We start from the raw sequence: 16,809 nt of genomic DNA on the forward strand, positions 1-16,809 counted from the left end.
CTCTAACCGCGTTCAAGGAACGCCTCCTTCTCCGGGTTCAAATAGTCATCTATTGCGGCGGCAAGTGCCGGCTGTCGTTGCAGGGCAGGATCTTCCGACACCAGGCCTTGGGCATCGGTACGTGCGCGGGCAATGATGTCTTCGTGTTCAAGTACACGGAGCAACTTCAAGGTGGAGCGTCCGCCCGATTGCGAAGCACCAAGAATGTCGCCTTCCCGGCGGAGTTTCAAGTCTTCCTGGGACAGCTCAAAGCCGTCAGTCGTTGAAGCAACGGCATCAAGCCGGCGGCGACTCGGATGTCCGGGTTCCAACGTGGTTACAAGCAGGCAAGTGCCGGGCAACCCTCCACGGCCCACCCGCCCACGCAACTGGTGGAGCTGTGAGATGCCAAAGCGGTCGGCGTCAAGAATCACCATGAGGGTGGCGTTGTGGACATCGACGCCCACCTCAATGACGGTGGTCGACACCAGCACTTTGGTGTTGTTGGAGGCGAACGAAGCCATCGTCTCTGACTTCACCTGCGGATCCTGCCGTCCATGGAGCGGGGCCACCGGGACGCCAGCCAGGGCCGGCTCCTGCAGGAGGCTTTCGACGACGGCTGTCACTGAGGCGAGTTCCCGCGCCGGTCCCTCATCCGCGAGGTCGGCATCGCTGGGTTCTGCTTCGCCTGGACTGAAGTCACCGTCGTCATCCGAGCCAATCTTGGGGCACACCACGTACACCTGATGACCCGAATCGACTTCTTCGCGGGAACGCTTCCAAATGCGATCTACCCAGCCGGGATTCTCCGCGAGCCCCACTACGTGAGTGGAAATTGGCGCACGCCCGGCTGGAAGTTCATCCAGGATGGAGGTCTCAAGGTCACCGAATACGGTCATGGCCACCGTGCGGGGAATCGGCGTGGCTGTCATGACCAGCAAATGTGGAGGCCGCTGTGCCTTGGCCCGGAGGGCATCGCGCTGCTCCACACCAAAGCGATGTTGCTCATCCACCACGATCAACCCGAGGTCTTGAAAGCTGGTTTTGTCGCTCAGCAAAGCGTGAGTGCCAATGACAATTCCCGCATTTCCGGAGGCCGCGTCAAGCATTGCTTGTTTGCGCGCCGCGGTGGGCATGGAACCGGTCAGGAGCGTCACTTGGACGGCTGCCTGGGAGGAGTCGCCGCCAAGCATTCCGGCACCGCCGAAGATGTGGTCACCAGCCAAGGCACCCAACGTCTTGCGGATGGAGTGGAAATGCTGGGCCGCCAGGACCTCCGTGGGCGCAAGGAGCGCTGCCTGGCCGCCTGCGTCCACTACCTGCAACATGGCCCGCAGGGCGACGATCGTCTTTCCCGAGCCCACTTCACCTTGCAGCAGCCGGTTCATGGGAGTGTCGCGACCGAGCTCTTCAGCCAGCGTCTTTCCGACGGCGGATTGGCCGGCAGTCAGGGTAAAGGGCAAATTTTGATCGAATTTAGTGAGCAAACCTCCCACGCGGGGACGGCGCGCAGTGGTTTCTTCTGCAGCCAGCTGTGCCCGCCGGCGTGCCAGGGCGGTTTGAAGCACCAGGGCTTCCTGATACCTAAAACGTTCCTGGGCCCGTTGCCAGTCCTTGGCAATCCCGGGCGAATGGATCAAGTGGTAGGCCTCAGCGACACTGAGCAGCCCGTCCCTTCGGACGATGCTTGCCGGCAGGGGATCTTCCAAGGAATCAAGGTCCATGGTTTGGAGCAGGGCAGTGATCACTTTGTGGATGGACCAACTGGTCAGCTTGGCCGTCGCCGGATAAATGGGGATGGGCATTGCTGCGAGCTTTTCGGGATCCACGGAACCCTCGGCTTCCGGATCCTCGTCGAGCAGAAGGAAGTCGGGGTTGGTCAAGCCGAGGGCTCCGCCGTAGCGGGTCACCTTGCCTGAAAACATGGCCCGACGGCCAGCAAGGAGTTCTGCCTTTGCCCGGAACCCGTTGAAGAAGCTGACCTTCAACGTACCTGGAACACCGCTGCCACCAGCCTCATCCGTCACCACCACATCCGTGATCGAACCACGGCGGGCCCTCATCTGGCGGGTGCTGTTGGACAGCACCCGGGCAATCAGCGTGACCTCTTCATCCAGCGGGAGCTTGCTGATGGGTGTTAACTCACCGCGGTTCAAGTATCTGCGAGGAAAGTAGTTCAGTAAGGCACCGGCAGTTTTTAGGCCCAAGTGCTTGTCTATGACAGCCGCGGACCGTTTGCCAATCCTGCGTTCGAGGGGCAGCTCCAGTTCAGTATTCATGCCGTGACTGGCCTGAGGAATTGAAAGCTTCTTTGATGCTGGTTGATCCGCTGCCGGCCGGTTCTTGTGTGTCGGCCGGGTGCTGCCCGTCATCACGGGGTATTGCCAGCTGGCTTACGGCTATATCGGTGGGTTCTCCCAGCGAACGAATGAATGCGACGGCCGGCTCCGGGTCGGCGACGTGCACATGAACGCGCCACCGGTAGCTGATTTCCACAGTGGATTCGTCGTCGTCATCATCAGCGCCCTGTGCACCGCCTACTTGGCTCATGATGACGGAATCGCCCATCTCGTCCAGGCGTTGCCGAAGGATGGCCGCATTCAAGGGCGAGAGATTGATGGTGCACATGACTTCCACGCCGTCGTCGGCCGGCATGTGCTCATGGATGTGGGGATCCTGCAATTTGTAGCCGTGGAGTCCATCAAGCAATTCCTCCTGGAGTTCCTCACCGAGGACCGCGGCCCGGAGGCAATCCAGTACCAGCAACATCCCCACACCCCCTGCATCCACAACGTGTGCTTCATGGAGTTGTGCCAGTTCATCCTCTGTCCGGATGACGGCTTGGTAGGCGGCCTCCACCACAGCGTCGAGCGAGAGGCCCAATGCATGGTTACTGTCGTCGCCATTTTGGGATGCGTCCGCGGCCTCAGCGGCATGAGCGGCCGCTTCCAATACCGAAAGCATGGTGCCCGCCACAGGTTCACTCAGGGCAGACCAGGCACGGATCTGTGCCCTGTTCAACGCAGTGGCAAGCAAGGGTGCGCTGAGGCGGGTTTTTCCGGCCAAGGGCTCTGCAGCGGCGCACAGGAACACTGCAAAGAGTGTGCCCGAATTGCCTCGGGCTTGCTCCATTGCAGCCTGTCCGGCACGGGACAGTACCGCGCCGACGTCGTTGCCGTTTTCACTGGAGTCAGGCGCAGTTCCGCCCAGGGCAGCGACCGCTGCCCGAACGGTGAGGTAAAGGTTCGTTCCGGTATCGCCGTCCGCTACAGGGAAGACGTTGATCGCATTGAGACGGTCGCTGTGGTTGCCGAGGACCACCTCCGCCTTGCCGAGCCAACGTTTCATGGCGTGTGCATTCGCGGCGATCTTAGTCTGCAAAGTGATCCCATCCAACGGTGTCAGCAGTTTGCCCGGCAACCCGGACGCCACTGCCTGGCGGCTCGACAACGGCTTGCACCGAGCCTATCGCAGTGAAGCCCTGCGGCAGCTGAATTCCTGCTGGGAACGTAGCAAGCAACCCGTGGTCTTCTCCCCCGCCAAGCACCCACCGCATGGCTTCTCCTCCCAGAAGCGCAGCTGCTGGTTCCAAAGAGGCTGCGTGAGTCTTCAAAGCAACGGGATCAAAATCAAGAACCACATTGCTCGCCCCGGCCAGGCGGCCGCCATCGCGCAGCAGGCCGTCGGAAATGTCCATCATGGCTGTAGCACCCGTACGCGCAGCCAGTGGTCCCGCGGCCAGTGGTGGTATTGGCCGGCATTGGTTGTCCATCAAGCTCCGCAGCTCCGGAGGCAGCTTGTCGAACGGAATGTCGCTTTCCAGTAGAGCCCAGCCCGCAGCTGCCCTTCCCAACGTCCCTGAAACCGCCACGACATCACCGGGCTTGGCACCGGACCGTAACACCGGTGCGACACCTGCAAGCGTTCCGACGACGGCGACGGTCACCGCCAATTCGCGGCCCCTTCCAAGGTCTCCGCCGGCCACCGAGCAATCCGAAGCACCCAGGCCAACAATTGCCGCAGTGAGCCCGTCAGCAAACGCTTCAACCCATTCGACGGGCGTTTCCGTGGGCATGGTGAGGCTTACCACGAGACTCGTGGCACTGCCGCCCATAGCGTTGATGTCGCTGAGGTTTTGCGCTGCAGCCTTCCAGCCGACGTCGTATCCGGTGGTCCGGTAGCCGTTACGCCACTCAAGCCTGAAGTCCTGGTCCTGCGTTTGGGTGTCGATGGAGATGAGCGCCCTGCCATCCGGCGCTGCTATCAGGGCGGCGTCGTCACCGGGTCCCAGCAGGACGCCGGGGCTATGGTGCAGGCGCGGAAAAATCCGCGCGAGGAGCTCGGACTCCGAAAGGTCTTGGACGGTCAACGGTTCTTCTGGCACTGCTGTCAACTCTTCTCTTGGCACGGCGCCCGCGTCTTCTCATGGCACCGCTCTACGCTATCGCGATCCACCGACAGAATAATGCGGGCGCTCCGGACGGCAGTTCCGCAGGGATGTGACCCGGGCTACGCAAATCTGCCTGCCGGTGCTTGCGGGATAGGCTGGATAAATGCACCGAAAGACCCTTCCCCGGACCGCTCTGGCCATCGCTTTGGCCTCCGCGTCCGTCACCGCTCTGACAGCCTGTGCGCCCGCCGTGGACGTCACAGCGGCCGCCGACGCAGCAAATCCTGCCTGCGCACCAATGATGGTGGCTCTGCCGGACCGGATCGGCGATGCGGCCCTCCGCAAAACCAACAGCCAGGCGACAGCTGCCTGGGGCGATCCTTCGCAGGTCATCCTCCGATGCGGAGTGAACGTTCCCGGACCTACGACGGACCGTTGCGTGAGCGTCAACGACATCGACTGGGTCATCAAGGAAGGCGATCCCGTTTACACCTTGACCACGTTCGGCCGCGAACCAGCCACTGAGATCTTGATAGATCCGGTCAAGCTGGAGGCGGCAAACATCAGTTCAGCAACTGTCCTGACTGAGTTGGCGGCCGCGGTTGGCAAGATCAAGGCAACCGGAAAGTGCGTGGGCCAGGAAGACCTGCAAAATCTGCCCTCCGCGCAGTAGTGCTTTAGCGCAGCCCCGTCTTGCGTGTCAGAGCCAGGTGGATCAGTTCGTCGATCAAGTCCCCGTAAGCCAGGCCGGACGCCGCCCACATCTGCGGGTACATGCTTTTGGGCGTAAAACCGGGCATGGTGTTGATCTCATTGATGATCAGCTCGCCAGCAGGGGTGTAGAAGAAATCCACGCGGCTAAGGCCTTCCGCCCCCACGGCGTCGAACGCCACGGCGGCGAGTTCACGCACGCGTGCGATTGCCTCGTCCGGCATGTCAGCCGGGCAACTCAGGGCTGCGGCGCCGTCCTCAACATACTTGGCGGCAAAGTCATAGAACTGGTGCTCACCGGCTGCCACCGCAATCTCACCCGGCATGGAAGTACGGGGCGCATCCGTGCCGCGACCCTGAAGGACAGCACACTCGATCTCGCGGCCCACGATGCCGGCTTCAATGACCAGCTTCAGGTCATGGCGGCGGGCTTCCTCGATGGCAGCGTCCAGCCCTTCCATCGAGTCAACCTTGGAGATACCCATGGACGAACCCGCGCGGGCTGGCTTCACGAACACGGGGTACCCGAGTTTGTCCACCCGCTTACGGACAGCCTCCGCGTCCGTGGTCCATTCTCGGTCTGTGACCGCTACGTACGGTCCTACGCTCAGTCCGGCAGATTCAAACACCACCTTCATGAAATGCTTGTCCATCCCCACGGCCGAGGCCAGCACACCGGCTCCGACATAGCGCGTGTCTGAAAGCTCCAGAAGGCCCTGGATGGTCCCGTCTTCGCCCCACGGCCCATGAAGCAGGGGGAAGACAACGTCCACGGACCCCAGTTCCTGGGGAACGGCATTGGGCTCGGTGACGATGAGTTGATGCACGCCAGCCACTTCGGCCAAAGTCACGGTCCTGCCCGACGGCGCCACCTCGGGAAGCGCTGCCGAACTCAACGACCAGTCGCTGGTGTCGCCCGAAGCGAGTACCCATTGCCCGGATTTGGCGATGCCAATCGGTATGACTTCATACTTGTTCTTGTCGATCGCCCCCATGACACCAGCTGCAGTGACGCAGCTGACGGCGTGTTCACTGGAGCGCCCCCCGAAGAGAATCGCTACACGGGGCCGGCCCGTCACGGGGGTGGATTGGTCAGTCACCATCAGTAGTCGCCTTCGGACTTCAGTGCCCGGGCCAACAGTCGTGGCCCCAGGTCATCAACGGACATTCTGCCTTCAAGCACCGCCACGACGGCAGCCGTAATGGGCATTTCAACATTCAATTTGCCAGCCAGTTCGTGAACAGCGGGGCCGGACTTGATGCCTTCTGCTGTCTGCGTCATCTGTTCGGCCACTTGCTCAAGGCTGAGGCCTTCACCAAGCAACCTGCCAGCGGTGTGATTCCGCGAGAGGGCTGAGGAGCACGTGGCAACAAGATCGCCGAGTCCGGCAAGACCGGCCATGGTGTGGGCTTCGCCGCCAAGGGCCAGGGCAAGCCGGGACGTCTCAGCAAGTCCGCGCGTGATCACCGAAGCCTTTGTGTTGTCGCCCATCTGGCGGCCTTCACAAATACCCACAGCAAGCGCAATCACATTTTTCACGATCCCGCCGATTTCCACCCCCACAACATCAGTGCTGGTGTAGGGCCGGAAGTACGGTGCCGTGCAGCACAGCGCTATGGCAGCAGCGGTGTCGGCGTCGCTGCAGGCAACAACTGAGGCTGTTGGCTGCTCGCGGGCAATCTCCATCGCCAGGTTGGGGCCCGACACTACTGCTACGCGCGGCGCGGGAAGACCCAACTCCTGGGCAATGACTTCGCTCATCCGGGCGTCCGTGCCCAGTTCCAGGCCCTTCATCAAGGACACAACCACGGCATCGGGCGCAAGGAACGCCTTCCACTCCCCGAGCTGTGGTCGTAGCGACTGGGCAGGCACGGCGAGGACCACCAAGGTGGCATCCCTCAGCACCTCCTCCACATCTGTGGATGCTGTTACGGATGGTGGAAGCTCAATGTCTTTGAGGTACTGCTCATTGCGGTGCGAAGAGTTGATCTGCTCCACGACCTCCGCCCGACGACCCCAGATCCGGATACTACGTTCAGATCCGGTGGCCGTCGCGGCATCAGCCAGGACCTTCGCAAACGTTGTTCCCCACGAACCCGCACCCAAGACAGCCACGATGTCCGGTGTGGAGACATTCGTTTCCACTGCAGTCATTTCCCGTCCTCGCCTTCGCCGGCATCAGGAGAACCACCCTGAATGAAGCGGCCGTGCTTGGACTGCTTGTGAACAGCCGGATCCCAGCGTTCCGCCGGTGCAGGTTCACCTCGAAGGGTTTCAAGGAGTTCCGTGATGGCAGCCATGATGACTTCAGTGGCCGCGGTCAGTGTTGCGCGGTCCAGCGGCTGTTCCCTGAACGCACTGAGATCAACGGGCTTGCCAACAAGCACGCGGACGGTTTTGCGCGGGAAGATGTGGAACCGCTTGGCGTACCGGGGGAAAACCTCTTGTGCACCCCAGTGCGCCATGGGCACCACAGGGGCTCCGGTCTGCAGGGCAAGTCTGGCGGCCCCGGTGTGGCCCTTCATCGGCCAAAGATCAGGGTCGCGGGTGAGAGTGCCCTCGGGGTAGATGATGATGGCACCACCGGCGTCCACCACTTCTTTGGCGACTTGAAGCGAGCGGTTCGCTCCCGCCGTCGAGCGTTCAACCGGTATCTGCTTTGTGGCGTGCAGCAGGGAACCCAGCACGGGCACGTTGAAGAGGCCGGTCTTCGCGAGGAAGTGCGGTGGCCGCTTCTGGTTGTACACCATGTGTCCGATCACGATGGGGTCGATCTCGGTGCAATGGTTGGGTACTGCGATGAAGCCGCCGGGTGGAAGGTTCTCCATGCCTTCCCACTTCTTGGCCATCAGGACGTTCATCAACGGACGCGCAAGACCCGCCAGCAGCATAAACGTTGCACGGCTCTTGGCCGATTCCTTCAAAGGAGCCCCCGCTACTTGGTGGTGGTGATATCGAAATCGGCGCCCAGGCCGGCCAGCTTCTCGGTAAAGCGCTCGTAACCGCGGTTGATGATGTCGATGCCCGTAACGCGTGACGTGCCCGTAGCAGCCAGCGCTGCGATGAGGTGGCTGAAACCACCCCGGAGGTCAGGGATGTCAATATCGGTGCCCCTGAGCGGGGTGGGGCCTGAAATCACTGCTGAGTGCAGGAAGTTCCGCTGTCCGAACCGGCAGGGAACACTGCCCAGGCACTCGCGGTGCACCTGGATGTTCGCACCCATCCGTGCAAGGGCGTCCGTGAATCCGAAGCGGTTCTCGTAGACAGTCTCGTGGACGATGGAGACGCCCTCGGCCTGTGTCAAGGCCACCACCAGCGGCTGCTGCCAGTCCGTCATGAAGCCCGGGTGGACATCTGTCTCCAGGACCAGCGGGGAGAGCTTACCGCCCTGGTGGTAGAAGCGGATGCCGTCGTCGCCGATGTCCATGCCGCCACCGACCTTGCGGTAGGTATTCAGGAACGTCATCATGTCGCGCTGAGAAGCGCCCTCAACAAATATGTCGCCACGGGTAACCAGAGCAGCAGAGGCCCAGGATGCGGATTCGTTGCGGTCCGGGAGGGCCCGGTGGTTGTAGCCACGAAGGTCTTTGACGCCCTCAATCCGGATGGTCCGGTCAGTCTGAACGCTGATGATGGCGCCCATCTTCTGCAGGACAGCAATGAGGTCGATGATCTCGGGTTCGGTGGCCGCACCAATGAGTTCAGTAATGCCCTCGGCACGCGTTGCGCTCAGCAGCACCTGCTCAGTGGCCCCCACCGATGGATACGGCAGCGAAATTTTGGCTCCATGCAAACCGTTCGGGGCAGAAATGTGGATGCCGCCCGGGCGCTTTTCCACCACGGCGCCGAACTGCCGCAGGACGTTCAGGTGATAGTCAATGGGCCTGTCGCCGATCTTGCAACCGCCCAGATCCGGGATGAAGGCCTCGCCGATCGCGTGAATCAACGGTCCGCACAGCAGGATGGGAATCCGCGAATCGCCAGCATGCGCGTCAATGGCCGTGCTGGAGGCCGTCTTTGCATCTTTGGGATCCAAGGTGAGGTCGCCCGATACCGGATCCTTCACGACGGTCACGCCGTGCAGCTGCAGCAGGCTGGTGACAACCTCGACGTCCTTGATTTCCGGCACGTTCCTCAGCACCGATGGTTCGCTGCCCAGCAACGCCGCCACCATGGCCTTGGGCACCAGGTTCTTGGCACCGCGAACGGTCACTCGCCCGGTCAAGGGGACGCCACCGCGGATTGTCAGAACACTACTCATCTATACCGGTTTCCTCACGACTACTCGCCCCCCAAACTTACAAAGGCTCCAGCTAAGCATAGAAGCTCGCTTTACCGATCCGAAATGGAACCGCCCGACACCCCGCGTATCAGGCTTCGCGTGTTCGCCAACGAAAAAGGACCGGCAGACGCTCCCGAAGGGGGCCTGCCGGTCCGTTATCCGCGGAGTTGCGGCCTCAGATGATGGGCTATCCGGCATCAACCTTCGCCGGAAGCGTCTTCGGCTTAAAGGCCGGGCGCGTGGCCTCGTAAGCCGTGATGTCTGCCTCATGCTGAAGGGTCAGCCCGATGTCGTCCAGGCCTTCCAGGAGACGCCAACGGGTGTAGTCATCAATATCGAAAGGCGCCACCACGTTGCCACACTCAACCGTTTTGGAGACCAAGTCAACCTTGACTTCAGTTCCGGGGTGGTTTTCCAGAACCTTCCAAATGAGTTCAATGTCATCCTGCGCCAACTGTGCGGCGAGCAGGCCCTGCTTGCCGGAGTTGCCGCGGAAAATGTCGGCGAACCGGGAGGACAGAACGGCCTTGAAACCATAGTCCTTCAACGCCCAGACAGCGTGCTCACGGGATGACCCTGTACCGAAATCCGGGCCGGCAACCAGTACGGAGCCGGCATTGAACGGGGCTTGGTTCAGGATGAAGGACTCGTCCTTCCGCCAAGCAGCGAACAAAGCGTCCTCGAAGCCTGTGCGCGTGATGCGCTTCAGGTACACAGCAGGGATGATCTGGTCAGTGTCAACGTTGCTTTGGCGCAGGGGAACGCCGATGCCGGTGTGGGTGGTAAATGCTTCCATGATGAATCCTCCTAGACTGCGATTCCGGTCGGTGTGCCCGCGGAAGCGGACTCGAGGTCCGATGGCGAACTCAACGTGCCCCGGACAGCGGTGGCCGCAGCCACGACAGGCGAGACCAGATGCGTGCGGCCGCCCTTGCCCTGGCGACCCTCAAAGTTGCGATTGGATGTTGAGGCACAACGCTCGCCCGGCTCCAACTGGTCCGGGTTCATGCCCAAGCACATGGAGCAACCGGCAAAACGCCATTCTGCGCCGAATTCCTTGAAGACTTTGTCCAGGCCCTCTGCCTCTGCCTCCAGACGGACACGGGCGGAACCCGGTACCACCAGCATGCGGACCTTGGGGTCCTTTTCGCGGCCACGAATGATGTCGGCAGCAGCGCGCAGATCTTCGATACGTGAATTAGTGCAAGATCCCAGGAAGACGGTATCCACGCGGATGTCCTTCATGGGGGTGCCGGCTTCCAAGCCCATGTACTGCAGGGCGCGTTCGGCAGCTGCCTTGGCATTCTCGTCACCAAAATCCTCCGGCGACGGTACCTTGGAGGACAACGACACACCTTGGCCCGGGTTTGTACCCCAGGTCACGAACGGTTCCAGGGTATCGGCATCCAGGTCAACCTCGACATCGAAGGTCGCGTCTGCATCCGTGTTGAGCGTGTTCCAGTACTCGACGGCTGCATCCCAGTCGGCGCCTTCCGGCGCGTGGGGGCGGCCCTGCATATAGTCGTACGTGGTCTGGTCCGGTGCCACCATACCGGCGCGGGCACCGGCTTCGATGGACATGTTGCAAATGGTCATCCGGGCGTCCATCGACAACGCACGGATAGCGGAGCCACGGTACTCGAGAACATATCCCTGACCGCCGCCTGTCCCGATCTTCGCGATGACGGCAAGGATAATGTCCTTGGCTGTGACGCCGGGCCGCAGGGTGCCTTCAACATTGATGGCCATGGTCTTGAACGGCTTCAAAGACAGGGTTTGGGTGGCCATAACGTGCTCCACCTCGGACGTGCCGATTCCCATGGCCAACGCACCGAAGGCGCCGTGGGTTGAGGTGTGCGAGTCGCCGCACACTACTGTCATACCCGGCTGAGTCAGTCCCAGCTGCGGCCCCACGACGTGCACGATCCCCTGTTCTTTATCACCGAGGGAGTGCAGCCGGACGCCGAATTCCTTGCAGTTGGCGCGCAGGGTCTCAATCTGCGTGCGGCTGGTCAGGTCCGCGATTGGTTTGTCGATGTCCAGCGTGGGAGTGTTGTGGTCCTCCGTGGCAATGGTCAGGTCGACGCGTCGCAGCTGCCGGCCAGCCAGGCGCAGGCCCTCAAACGCCTGCGGGGATGTCACTTCGTGGACGAGGTGCAGGTCGATGAAGAGAAGGTCTGGCTGGGCATTGGCTCCTTCGCCCTCACCCTTGCGCACTACGTGCGCGTCCCAGACTTTCTCGGCCAGTGTCTTTCCCACGGCCTTGCTCCCTTCACTGCGGTTGGCTTGTTGCGTTGTTCTTGTTCCACTGAAGCAGCACCGCCGCAAAATAGGCCAGCGAAACAACTTGCATCTCAGATATTGAGACGGCAATATCATTACATGGACAATTCTAGTGGAGTCGGTGTCATTGATAAAGCGGCCCAAGTACTCGATGCCCTTGAGGCTGGACCCACGACTCTTGCGCAACTTGTAGCGGCCACGGGCCTTGCCCGGCCCACAGTTCACCGGCTTGCGCTGGCCCTGGTTCACCATCGTCTGGTGAGCCGCGACATCCAAGGACGCTTCGTCCTGGGCAGCCGATTGGTGGAGCTCGCATCCGCCGCCGGGGAAGACCGTCTCATCGCCTCCGCAGGACCCGTTCTCATTCAACTCCGGGACGCCACAGGCGAAAGCGCGCAGATCTTCCGCCGCCAGGGTGACTGGCGTGTCTGCGTGGCCTCCGCAGAACGTCCCATCGGCCTGCGGGACACCATTCCAGTGGGCACCCAACTCTCCATGAAGGCTGGCTCCGCCGCGCAAGTCCTGCTGGCTTGGGAAGACCACGACCGCCTTCTCGAAGGGCTGCAAAACGCCCGCTTTACCCCCACCGTCCTGGCAGGCGTACGACGCCGGGGCTGGGGTCAGAGCCTTGGCGAACGCGAGCCGGGGGTCGCCTCGGTTTCAGCCCCCGTGCGGGGACCGTCAGGCCGGGTCATCGCGGCTGTGTCCATTTCAGGTCCCATTGAACGGCTCACGCGCCAGCCGGGCCGCCTTCATGCCGAAGTGGTTTGCAACGCCGCCCGGGTTTTGACCGAAGCCCTGCGCAAGAACAATGACTAGGGTGAACAACTACGCCGTTTTCCTCCGCGGCATCAATGTGGGCGGCATCAGCATCAAGATGGCCGATCTCACATCAGCCCTCAAGGACTACCCGTTTGCCAAGGTCAAAACCCTGCTGGCCAGCGGAAACGTGGTGCTCCAGAGTGAACTCAGCGCCAAGGACGTCAAGGCCCAGTTCGAAAAGTGCCTACGGGAAACCTTTGGTTACGACGCTTGGGTGGTTGTCCTCACCGCCGCACGGGTAGCGGAACTGGTGGACGCGTGCCCGTACCCGGCGGACGACAAAACCACGCACAGCTACATCACCCTCGCCTCCGACGCAGCCATGCTCGATGAACTCTTTCAGGCAGGCGAAGCGCTGGACGGCGTGGAGCAAGTTCGACTGGGCCCGGAGGCTTCCGCATGGCTGGCCCCCGCCGGAGGCACGCTGGACAGTCCCCTCAGCAAGCTCTCGGCCAAGCCACGCTACAAAGCCAGCACTACTACAAGGAACCTGCGCACGCTCATCAAAGTAAGGGACGCCGCTGGGGCCCTCTAGGCTGCACAGCCCTAACCGGAGCGGGCGGCCTTCAGCGCCGCGTTGAACGCCTTCAAACGCGTAATTTCAACCTCGACGGGCTCCACAACCCGTTGATTGGCAACTGCTGCCACGGCGGCCTTCAAACGTTTCGATGCCCCGGATGCCCTGACCCGGGCAGCCCAGCCTCCAAGGATCCTTCCGGCGATGGCGAGGACGATCCCCAGCACCACTCCCCCCGCGACCATCAGCGTAGGCCAGGGCCAGCCTTCTGTTCGCGGGACCTCGGGCACTGGCATTTGAAAGTAGCCAAGTGCTGCCAACACACCCAGCCACCCCAGGCCGCCAACTGCGAGCAGAAGCGCAATCCATTGAAGGGTATTGAAAAGGATCCACCACAGGGGACGCTTGACCGCCTTCAGGTCCGTGCCTGCAATAGCTTGATCCAACGCGTCGGGCAGCTGTTCCCGCCCGTCCCTGGCCACGCTGCGAATCGCTGCACGCCAAGGACCGGGAGCGCCGGCAGAAGCCTCATCGGCAAAGTCCCTGACTGCGGCATCCGTCCGCGCCCGCTCCGGCGCCCCCGCGGGAGGCAACGATGTGCGGCTCAATTCAGGCTTGGTGTCATCCCTGCCCAGGTTAAGCCTCCGCAAGGGGTCCGGTCGGAAACGCAACAGCCACCGGGTGACGGGCCACCCGGTCCTCTTGGCTGACTCCCTCGCGAAAGATCGCTGCACGGCGTCCACCACCACTGGTACGTTTGCCGCCGTCGAGAGCTCCGACGCGAGGCGGGCCTTCGCGCTTCCCTTGATGCCGCGGGCTTCGCCCTCGCCGGAGGCCCGGGCAAGTTCCGCTGCGGCCTTGGTGACGTCCGCCGACAGGCGCTGTGTTGTTGCCTCCCGTTGGACCACGACGTTACGAATGGCCCCGCGGAGAGTCGGCACACCGTCGCCGGTAAGCGCCGAGGCACTAAGAACCCTGACCTTGCCCAGTCCGTCCCGGGCCAGGATGCCTTCCAAAGACTCCAGCACGGCGGCTGCATCGGCCGCATTGAGTTTGTCCACTTGGTTCAGGACCACCAGTGTTACGGCACCGTGGGAGGCCATGGGTCGGAGGAAATCTTTATGCACCGCAGCGTCAGCGTACTTTTGCGGGTCCAAGACCCACACCAGCACATCCACCATGCCCACCATGCGCTGAACAATCTCCCGGTTTTCCACCCTGGTGGAATCGAAGTCGGGAAGGTCCAGCAGCACCAGGCCGCTGCTCTCGTCTGCGAGCCCGGCAACCGCCGGAAGGGTATGTCGCTCTTTGACGTCCAGCCAATCAAGCAAAGGCCCGCTGCCTTCTTCGCCCCAGATACCCGCCAACGGTGCAGACGTTGTAGGACGCCGCGCAGTGGCAGTGGCGAGCTCACTGCCGGAAACAGCATTGAACAACGACGATTTTCCGCTACCTGTCGCCCCGAAAAACCCCACCACAGTGTGCCCTGCCGACAATGACCGCCGCGAGGTGGCACGCTCCAAAACGTCATACACAGACTGCAGATCGGGGTCCGGGAGGACGCCCTCAGCCAGTTCCCGGGCGGTGTTGAGCGATTCCAGCCTGCGCTGCAGTTGGGACGACTCGCGGACATGGCCGTGGCGGCTCATGCGGCCCCCGCCAGACGGCGCAAAGCTTGGGCATGCCGGGCGAGGCCGTCTCCGGAGGTCGGATGGGCTGCTTCAAGGCGATCCAGGAATCTTTGCCTCTCGTCGTCAAGGAGCCGTTGGCACTGTGTGTGGAGATCATCCCTGGCCTGCTGGGCCAAGCGGCGCACTGCGTCCTCGCCGAACACGGCTTCCAGCAGCTTCTGGCCAACAACGGCGGTTCCGCCTGCAATACCGATCTCCAAGCCGCTCAGGCCGGCGGTCATGGAGAACACCACCACCATGAGCGCCGCGCCGAGCCCGTTGACGCCGAAGGACAACCACCGGGCCTGGGTTCGTTTCCCCTGGCCCTGTGTTCGGATCATCTCCATCAGCCCTTCCTGCCAGGAACGAATAGCTGCTGCAGCCTTCGCATCAAAACCCTCGCTGGTGCCCGAAAGATCTTCGGCGCCAAGGAGTTCCCGACCCGCAGCGTCCGAACGCCAGCGCCTGTCCACGTTTTCGGCGGCATTCGCGGCTTCGTCCAGGATCACCGCCTGCAACCCGGTCTCGATAGCTGTTTCGACCTTCACGGCAGGAGCGGGCTCGCCTCGGAAGAAGGCCCCTACACGGTCCCTCATCCGGCCGATGTTCTGCTCGAGGGCGCGAAAGAACTCCCCGGTTCCCACGAAGTCCTGCCAGCGCGCCAACACTTCGCCGCGGAGAAGTGCCCCGTCCTTCGTGGCCTCCAGAATGCGTGAGAGAGCTTGCTCATACTCGGCAAGGCACGTTGCCTGGAGGTCGTGGGCAGCGGCATCCTGGGCCGCAGCAGCACCCGCGATTCCCTCCAACCGGACGCTGACAGCCTTAACTGCGCCATTCAGTGTCCGCCTGGCAACCTCCGCCCGTCCGGCCGCATTAGCTGCCAAGGCACCCAGCCACTGACGCAAGCCAATGACGGACTCCTCAGGAAGCATGCCCAGTTCATTCAACGCACTCTCCAAAACGACGAAGAGCTTCGCTTCCGCCAGGCCCTGCCGGTCCAACATCGCTTGCAGGTCAGTCCTGACTTCGTCTTCTGCTGCAGCGGGCACGCGGTCAAGGACTACGGCCACTGTGATATCCCGCGAAGCTGCGTCCAGCAGCAGGCGCCACGGTACGGCGTCGGCGTAGCGGTTTGCCGTGGTGACAAATACCCAGAGGTCAGCGGCAGCAAGCAACTGTCCGGCGAGCCTGCGATTGTCATCAGAGATGGAGTCGACGTCGGGCGCGTCCAGCAGGGCGATGCCTTGGGGCACTGACTCGTGTCCCACCAGAACCAAAGACGTGATGGCCTGAGCGTCGGGAGCGGCACCTGCCTGATGCGCCGGCAGCGGACTCGCAGATACCGTGCCGCGGATACGCTCCATGCTGGGAAGTATCCGGTGGCCTTCAAACCACCCGGCGTCCAGAGGATGATGCAAGAGGATGGGCTGGCGGGTGGTGGGCCTGATAGCGCCGGCACGGGTCACCGGGTAGCCGATCAGCGCGTTGACCAGCGTGGACTTCCCTGCGCCGGTGGAACCGCCTACGACGGCCAGAAGGGGGGCGTCGAGGCTGCGGTAGCGGGGAATTACGTAGTCGTCGAGCTGGGCCAGGGACTCACGGATCCACTGTCGGGCTTCCCGGACCTCCGGCACTGCGAGCGGAAGGGTTGTGGCCGCAAGTTCCGTGCGGGCAGCTTCCAAGGTCTCGACGGCGGCTGCCGCACCTTGGGCAGCTTGGTTAGCCCGGGGTGTTGTCTCATCATCATTTGCGGTCACAGCATCATCATGCCAGCCTGATCCCCGTCACAGGTGCGGCGCAGGCAGGGACGACAGAAATAGAGAAAAAGAAATCCCCCCGGAACCGTAGTTCCGGGGGGATTTGTTTGTGACCCCAGCGGGATTCGAACCCGCGTTACCGCCGTGAGAGGGCGGCGTACTAGGCCGCTATACGATGGGGCCTTGCACTTTTTGTCGCCGTTTCCGGCGATCAAGCTGAATGAGTATTTCATACTTTCAGCTATGCTCCAAATCGACTGAGCGACTTGAAATTTCCGAATTTCCATCGTGTTTACGCGGATTTTCAGAGCTGGGATACCAGGACTCGAACCTAGAATGACGGTACCAGAAACCGTAGTGTTGCCAATTACACCATATCCCAAAGTGGCTTTTGGAC

Annotated in this window: 14 protein-coding genes and 2 tRNA genes; 3 read left to right on the top strand and 13 right to left on the bottom strand. The window is 62.1% G+C overall.

The genetic code is table 11. The annotated features are described in order from the left end of the window. Positions 1 to 2 precede the first annotated feature (2 nt). The 3 genes from RIF72_RS14760 to thiL are packed head-to-tail and all read right to left on the bottom strand — an operon-like array spanning position 3 to position 4,348. Positions 3 to 2,258, bottom strand: coding sequence for an ATP-dependent DNA helicase RecG (locus tag RIF72_RS14760; RefSeq protein WP_309075591.1), 2,256 nt, complete (start codon positions 2,256 to 2,258; stop codon positions 3 to 5). Continuing rightward, on the bottom strand, positions 2,248 to 3,327 hold the full coding sequence (locus tag RIF72_RS14765; protein ID WP_309075592.1) for a DAK2 domain-containing protein: 1,080 nt from the start codon (positions 3,325 to 3,327) through the stop codon (positions 2,248 to 2,250). The genes RIF72_RS14760 and RIF72_RS14765 overlap by 11 nt, the downstream gene beginning before the upstream one ends. Before the next feature lie 22 nt (positions 3,328 to 3,349). After that, the gene (thiL, locus tag RIF72_RS14770) at positions 3,350 to 4,348 is read right to left on the bottom strand and encodes a thiamine-phosphate kinase (protein WP_309075593.1); all 999 of its coding nucleotides are present in this window, start codon (positions 4,346 to 4,348) and stop codon (positions 3,350 to 3,352) included. Between the two features lie 184 nt (positions 4,349 to 4,532). Here thiL and RIF72_RS14775 point away from each other — a divergent pair, with 184 nt between their 5' ends. Continuing rightward, positions 4,533 to 5,042 carry a DUF3515 family protein gene (locus RIF72_RS14775; RefSeq protein ID WP_309075594.1) on the top strand — a complete coding sequence of 170 codons (510 nt, stop codon included), beginning with the start codon at positions 4,533 to 4,535 and terminating at the stop codon, positions 5,040 to 5,042. A 4-nt stretch (positions 5,043 to 5,046) separates the two neighbouring features. Here RIF72_RS14775 and RIF72_RS14780 read toward each other — a convergent pair whose 3' ends face one another. From RIF72_RS14780 to leuC, 6 genes are all read right to left on the bottom strand, one after another. Beyond that, positions 5,047 to 6,183, bottom strand: coding sequence for a D-alanine--D-alanine ligase family protein (locus RIF72_RS14780; protein WP_309075595.1), 1,137 nt, complete (start codon positions 6,181 to 6,183; stop codon positions 5,047 to 5,049). Beyond that, complete coding sequence (locus RIF72_RS14785) at positions 6,183 to 7,235, bottom strand: NAD(P)H-dependent glycerol-3-phosphate dehydrogenase (protein WP_309075596.1); 1,053 nt, start codon at positions 7,233 to 7,235, stop codon at positions 6,183 to 6,185. Before RIF72_RS14785 ends, RIF72_RS14780 begins: the two co-directional genes overlap by 1 nt. Beyond that, complete coding sequence (locus tag RIF72_RS14790; RefSeq protein WP_309075597.1) at positions 7,232 to 8,005, bottom strand: lysophospholipid acyltransferase family protein; 774 nt, start codon at positions 8,003 to 8,005, stop codon at positions 7,232 to 7,234. Before RIF72_RS14790 ends, RIF72_RS14785 begins: the two co-directional genes overlap by 4 nt. An 11-nt stretch (positions 8,006 to 8,016) precedes the next feature. Continuing rightward, complete coding sequence (gene murA / locus RIF72_RS14795) at positions 8,017 to 9,342, bottom strand: UDP-N-acetylglucosamine 1-carboxyvinyltransferase (RefSeq protein WP_309075598.1); 1,326 nt, start codon at positions 9,340 to 9,342, stop codon at positions 8,017 to 8,019. A 208-nt stretch (positions 9,343 to 9,550) separates the two neighbouring features. After that, the gene (gene leuD, locus RIF72_RS14800; RefSeq protein WP_309075599.1) at positions 9,551 to 10,159 is read right to left on the bottom strand and encodes a 3-isopropylmalate dehydratase small subunit; all 609 of its coding nucleotides are present in this window, start codon (positions 10,157 to 10,159) and stop codon (positions 9,551 to 9,553) included. Positions 10,160 to 10,170: 11 nt separating this feature from the next. Continuing rightward, positions 10,171 to 11,622 (bottom strand): 3-isopropylmalate dehydratase large subunit, encoded by a 1,452-nt coding sequence (gene leuC / locus RIF72_RS14805; protein ID WP_309075600.1) that lies wholly within the window; start codon positions 11,620 to 11,622, stop codon positions 10,171 to 10,173. A 123-nt stretch (positions 11,623 to 11,745) separates the two neighbouring features. Between leuC and RIF72_RS14810 the strand changes: the two genes are divergently transcribed. Continuing rightward, a complete protein-coding gene (locus tag RIF72_RS14810) occupies positions 11,746 to 12,465 on the top strand; it encodes an IclR family transcriptional regulator (protein WP_014922101.1) in 720 nt (239 codons plus the stop codon). 1 nt (position 12,466) lies between these two features. Beyond that, positions 12,467 to 13,003 carry a DUF1697 domain-containing protein gene (locus RIF72_RS14815; RefSeq protein WP_309075601.1) on the top strand — a complete coding sequence of 179 codons (537 nt, stop codon included), beginning with the start codon at positions 12,467 to 12,469 and terminating at the stop codon, positions 13,001 to 13,003. An 11-nt stretch (positions 13,004 to 13,014) separates the two neighbouring features. Here RIF72_RS14815 and RIF72_RS14820 read toward each other — a convergent pair whose 3' ends face one another. The 4 genes from RIF72_RS14820 to RIF72_RS14835 form a co-directional block, all read right to left on the bottom strand. After that, complete coding sequence (locus RIF72_RS14820) at positions 13,015 to 14,634, bottom strand: GTPase (RefSeq protein WP_309075602.1); 1,620 nt, start codon at positions 14,632 to 14,634, stop codon at positions 13,015 to 13,017. Beyond that, positions 14,631 to 16,412, bottom strand: coding sequence for a dynamin family protein (locus tag RIF72_RS14825; protein ID WP_309075603.1), 1,782 nt, complete (start codon positions 16,410 to 16,412; stop codon positions 14,631 to 14,633). The genes RIF72_RS14820 and RIF72_RS14825 overlap by 4 nt, the downstream gene beginning before the upstream one ends. Positions 16,413 to 16,522: 110 nt before the next feature. Further along, a tRNA-Glu gene (locus RIF72_RS14830) sits at positions 16,523 to 16,595 on the bottom strand. A gap of 127 nt (positions 16,596 to 16,722) precedes the next feature. Further along, positions 16,723 to 16,794: transfer RNA gene (locus RIF72_RS14835), tRNA-Gln, on the bottom strand. Positions 16,795 to 16,809 lie beyond the last annotated feature (15 nt).

It is taken from the genome of Paenarthrobacter sp., from assembly GCF_031180005.1.
Taxonomy (GTDB): Bacteria; Actinomycetota; Actinomycetes; order Actinomycetales; family Micrococcaceae; genus Arthrobacter.

Bases quoted from the DNA above. Each gene is read 5' to 3' on its own strand.
- RIF72_RS14760 (WP_309075591.1), bottom strand. From the start codon at position 2,258: ATGAATACTGAACTGGAGCTGCCCCTCGAACGCAGGATTGGCAAACGG.
- RIF72_RS14765 (WP_309075592.1), bottom strand. From the start codon at position 3,327: ATGAAACGTTGGCTCGGCAAGGCGGAGGTGGTCCTCGGCAACCACAGC.
- RIF72_RS14775 (WP_309075594.1), top strand. From the start codon at position 4,533: ATGCACCGAAAGACCCTTCCCCGGACCGCTCTGGCCATCGCTTTGGCC.
- RIF72_RS14780 (WP_309075595.1), bottom strand. From the start codon at position 6,183: ATGGTGACTGACCAATCCACCCCCGTGACGGGCCGGCCCCGTGTAGCG.
- RIF72_RS14785 (WP_309075596.1), bottom strand. From the start codon at position 7,235: ATGACTGCAGTGGAAACGAATGTCTCCACACCGGACATCGTGGCTGTC.
- murA (WP_309075598.1), bottom strand. From the start codon at position 9,342: ATGAGTAGTGTTCTGACAATCCGCGGTGGCGTCCCCTTGACCGGGCGA.
- leuD (WP_309075599.1), bottom strand. From the start codon at position 10,159: ATGGAAGCATTTACCACCCACACCGGCATCGGCGTTCCCCTGCGCCAA.
- RIF72_RS14810 (WP_014922101.1), top strand. From the start codon at position 11,746: ATGGACAATTCTAGTGGAGTCGGTGTCATTGATAAAGCGGCCCAAGTA.
- RIF72_RS14820 (WP_309075602.1), bottom strand. From the start codon at position 14,634: ATGAGCCGCCACGGCCATGTCCGCGAGTCGTCCCAACTGCAGCGCAGG.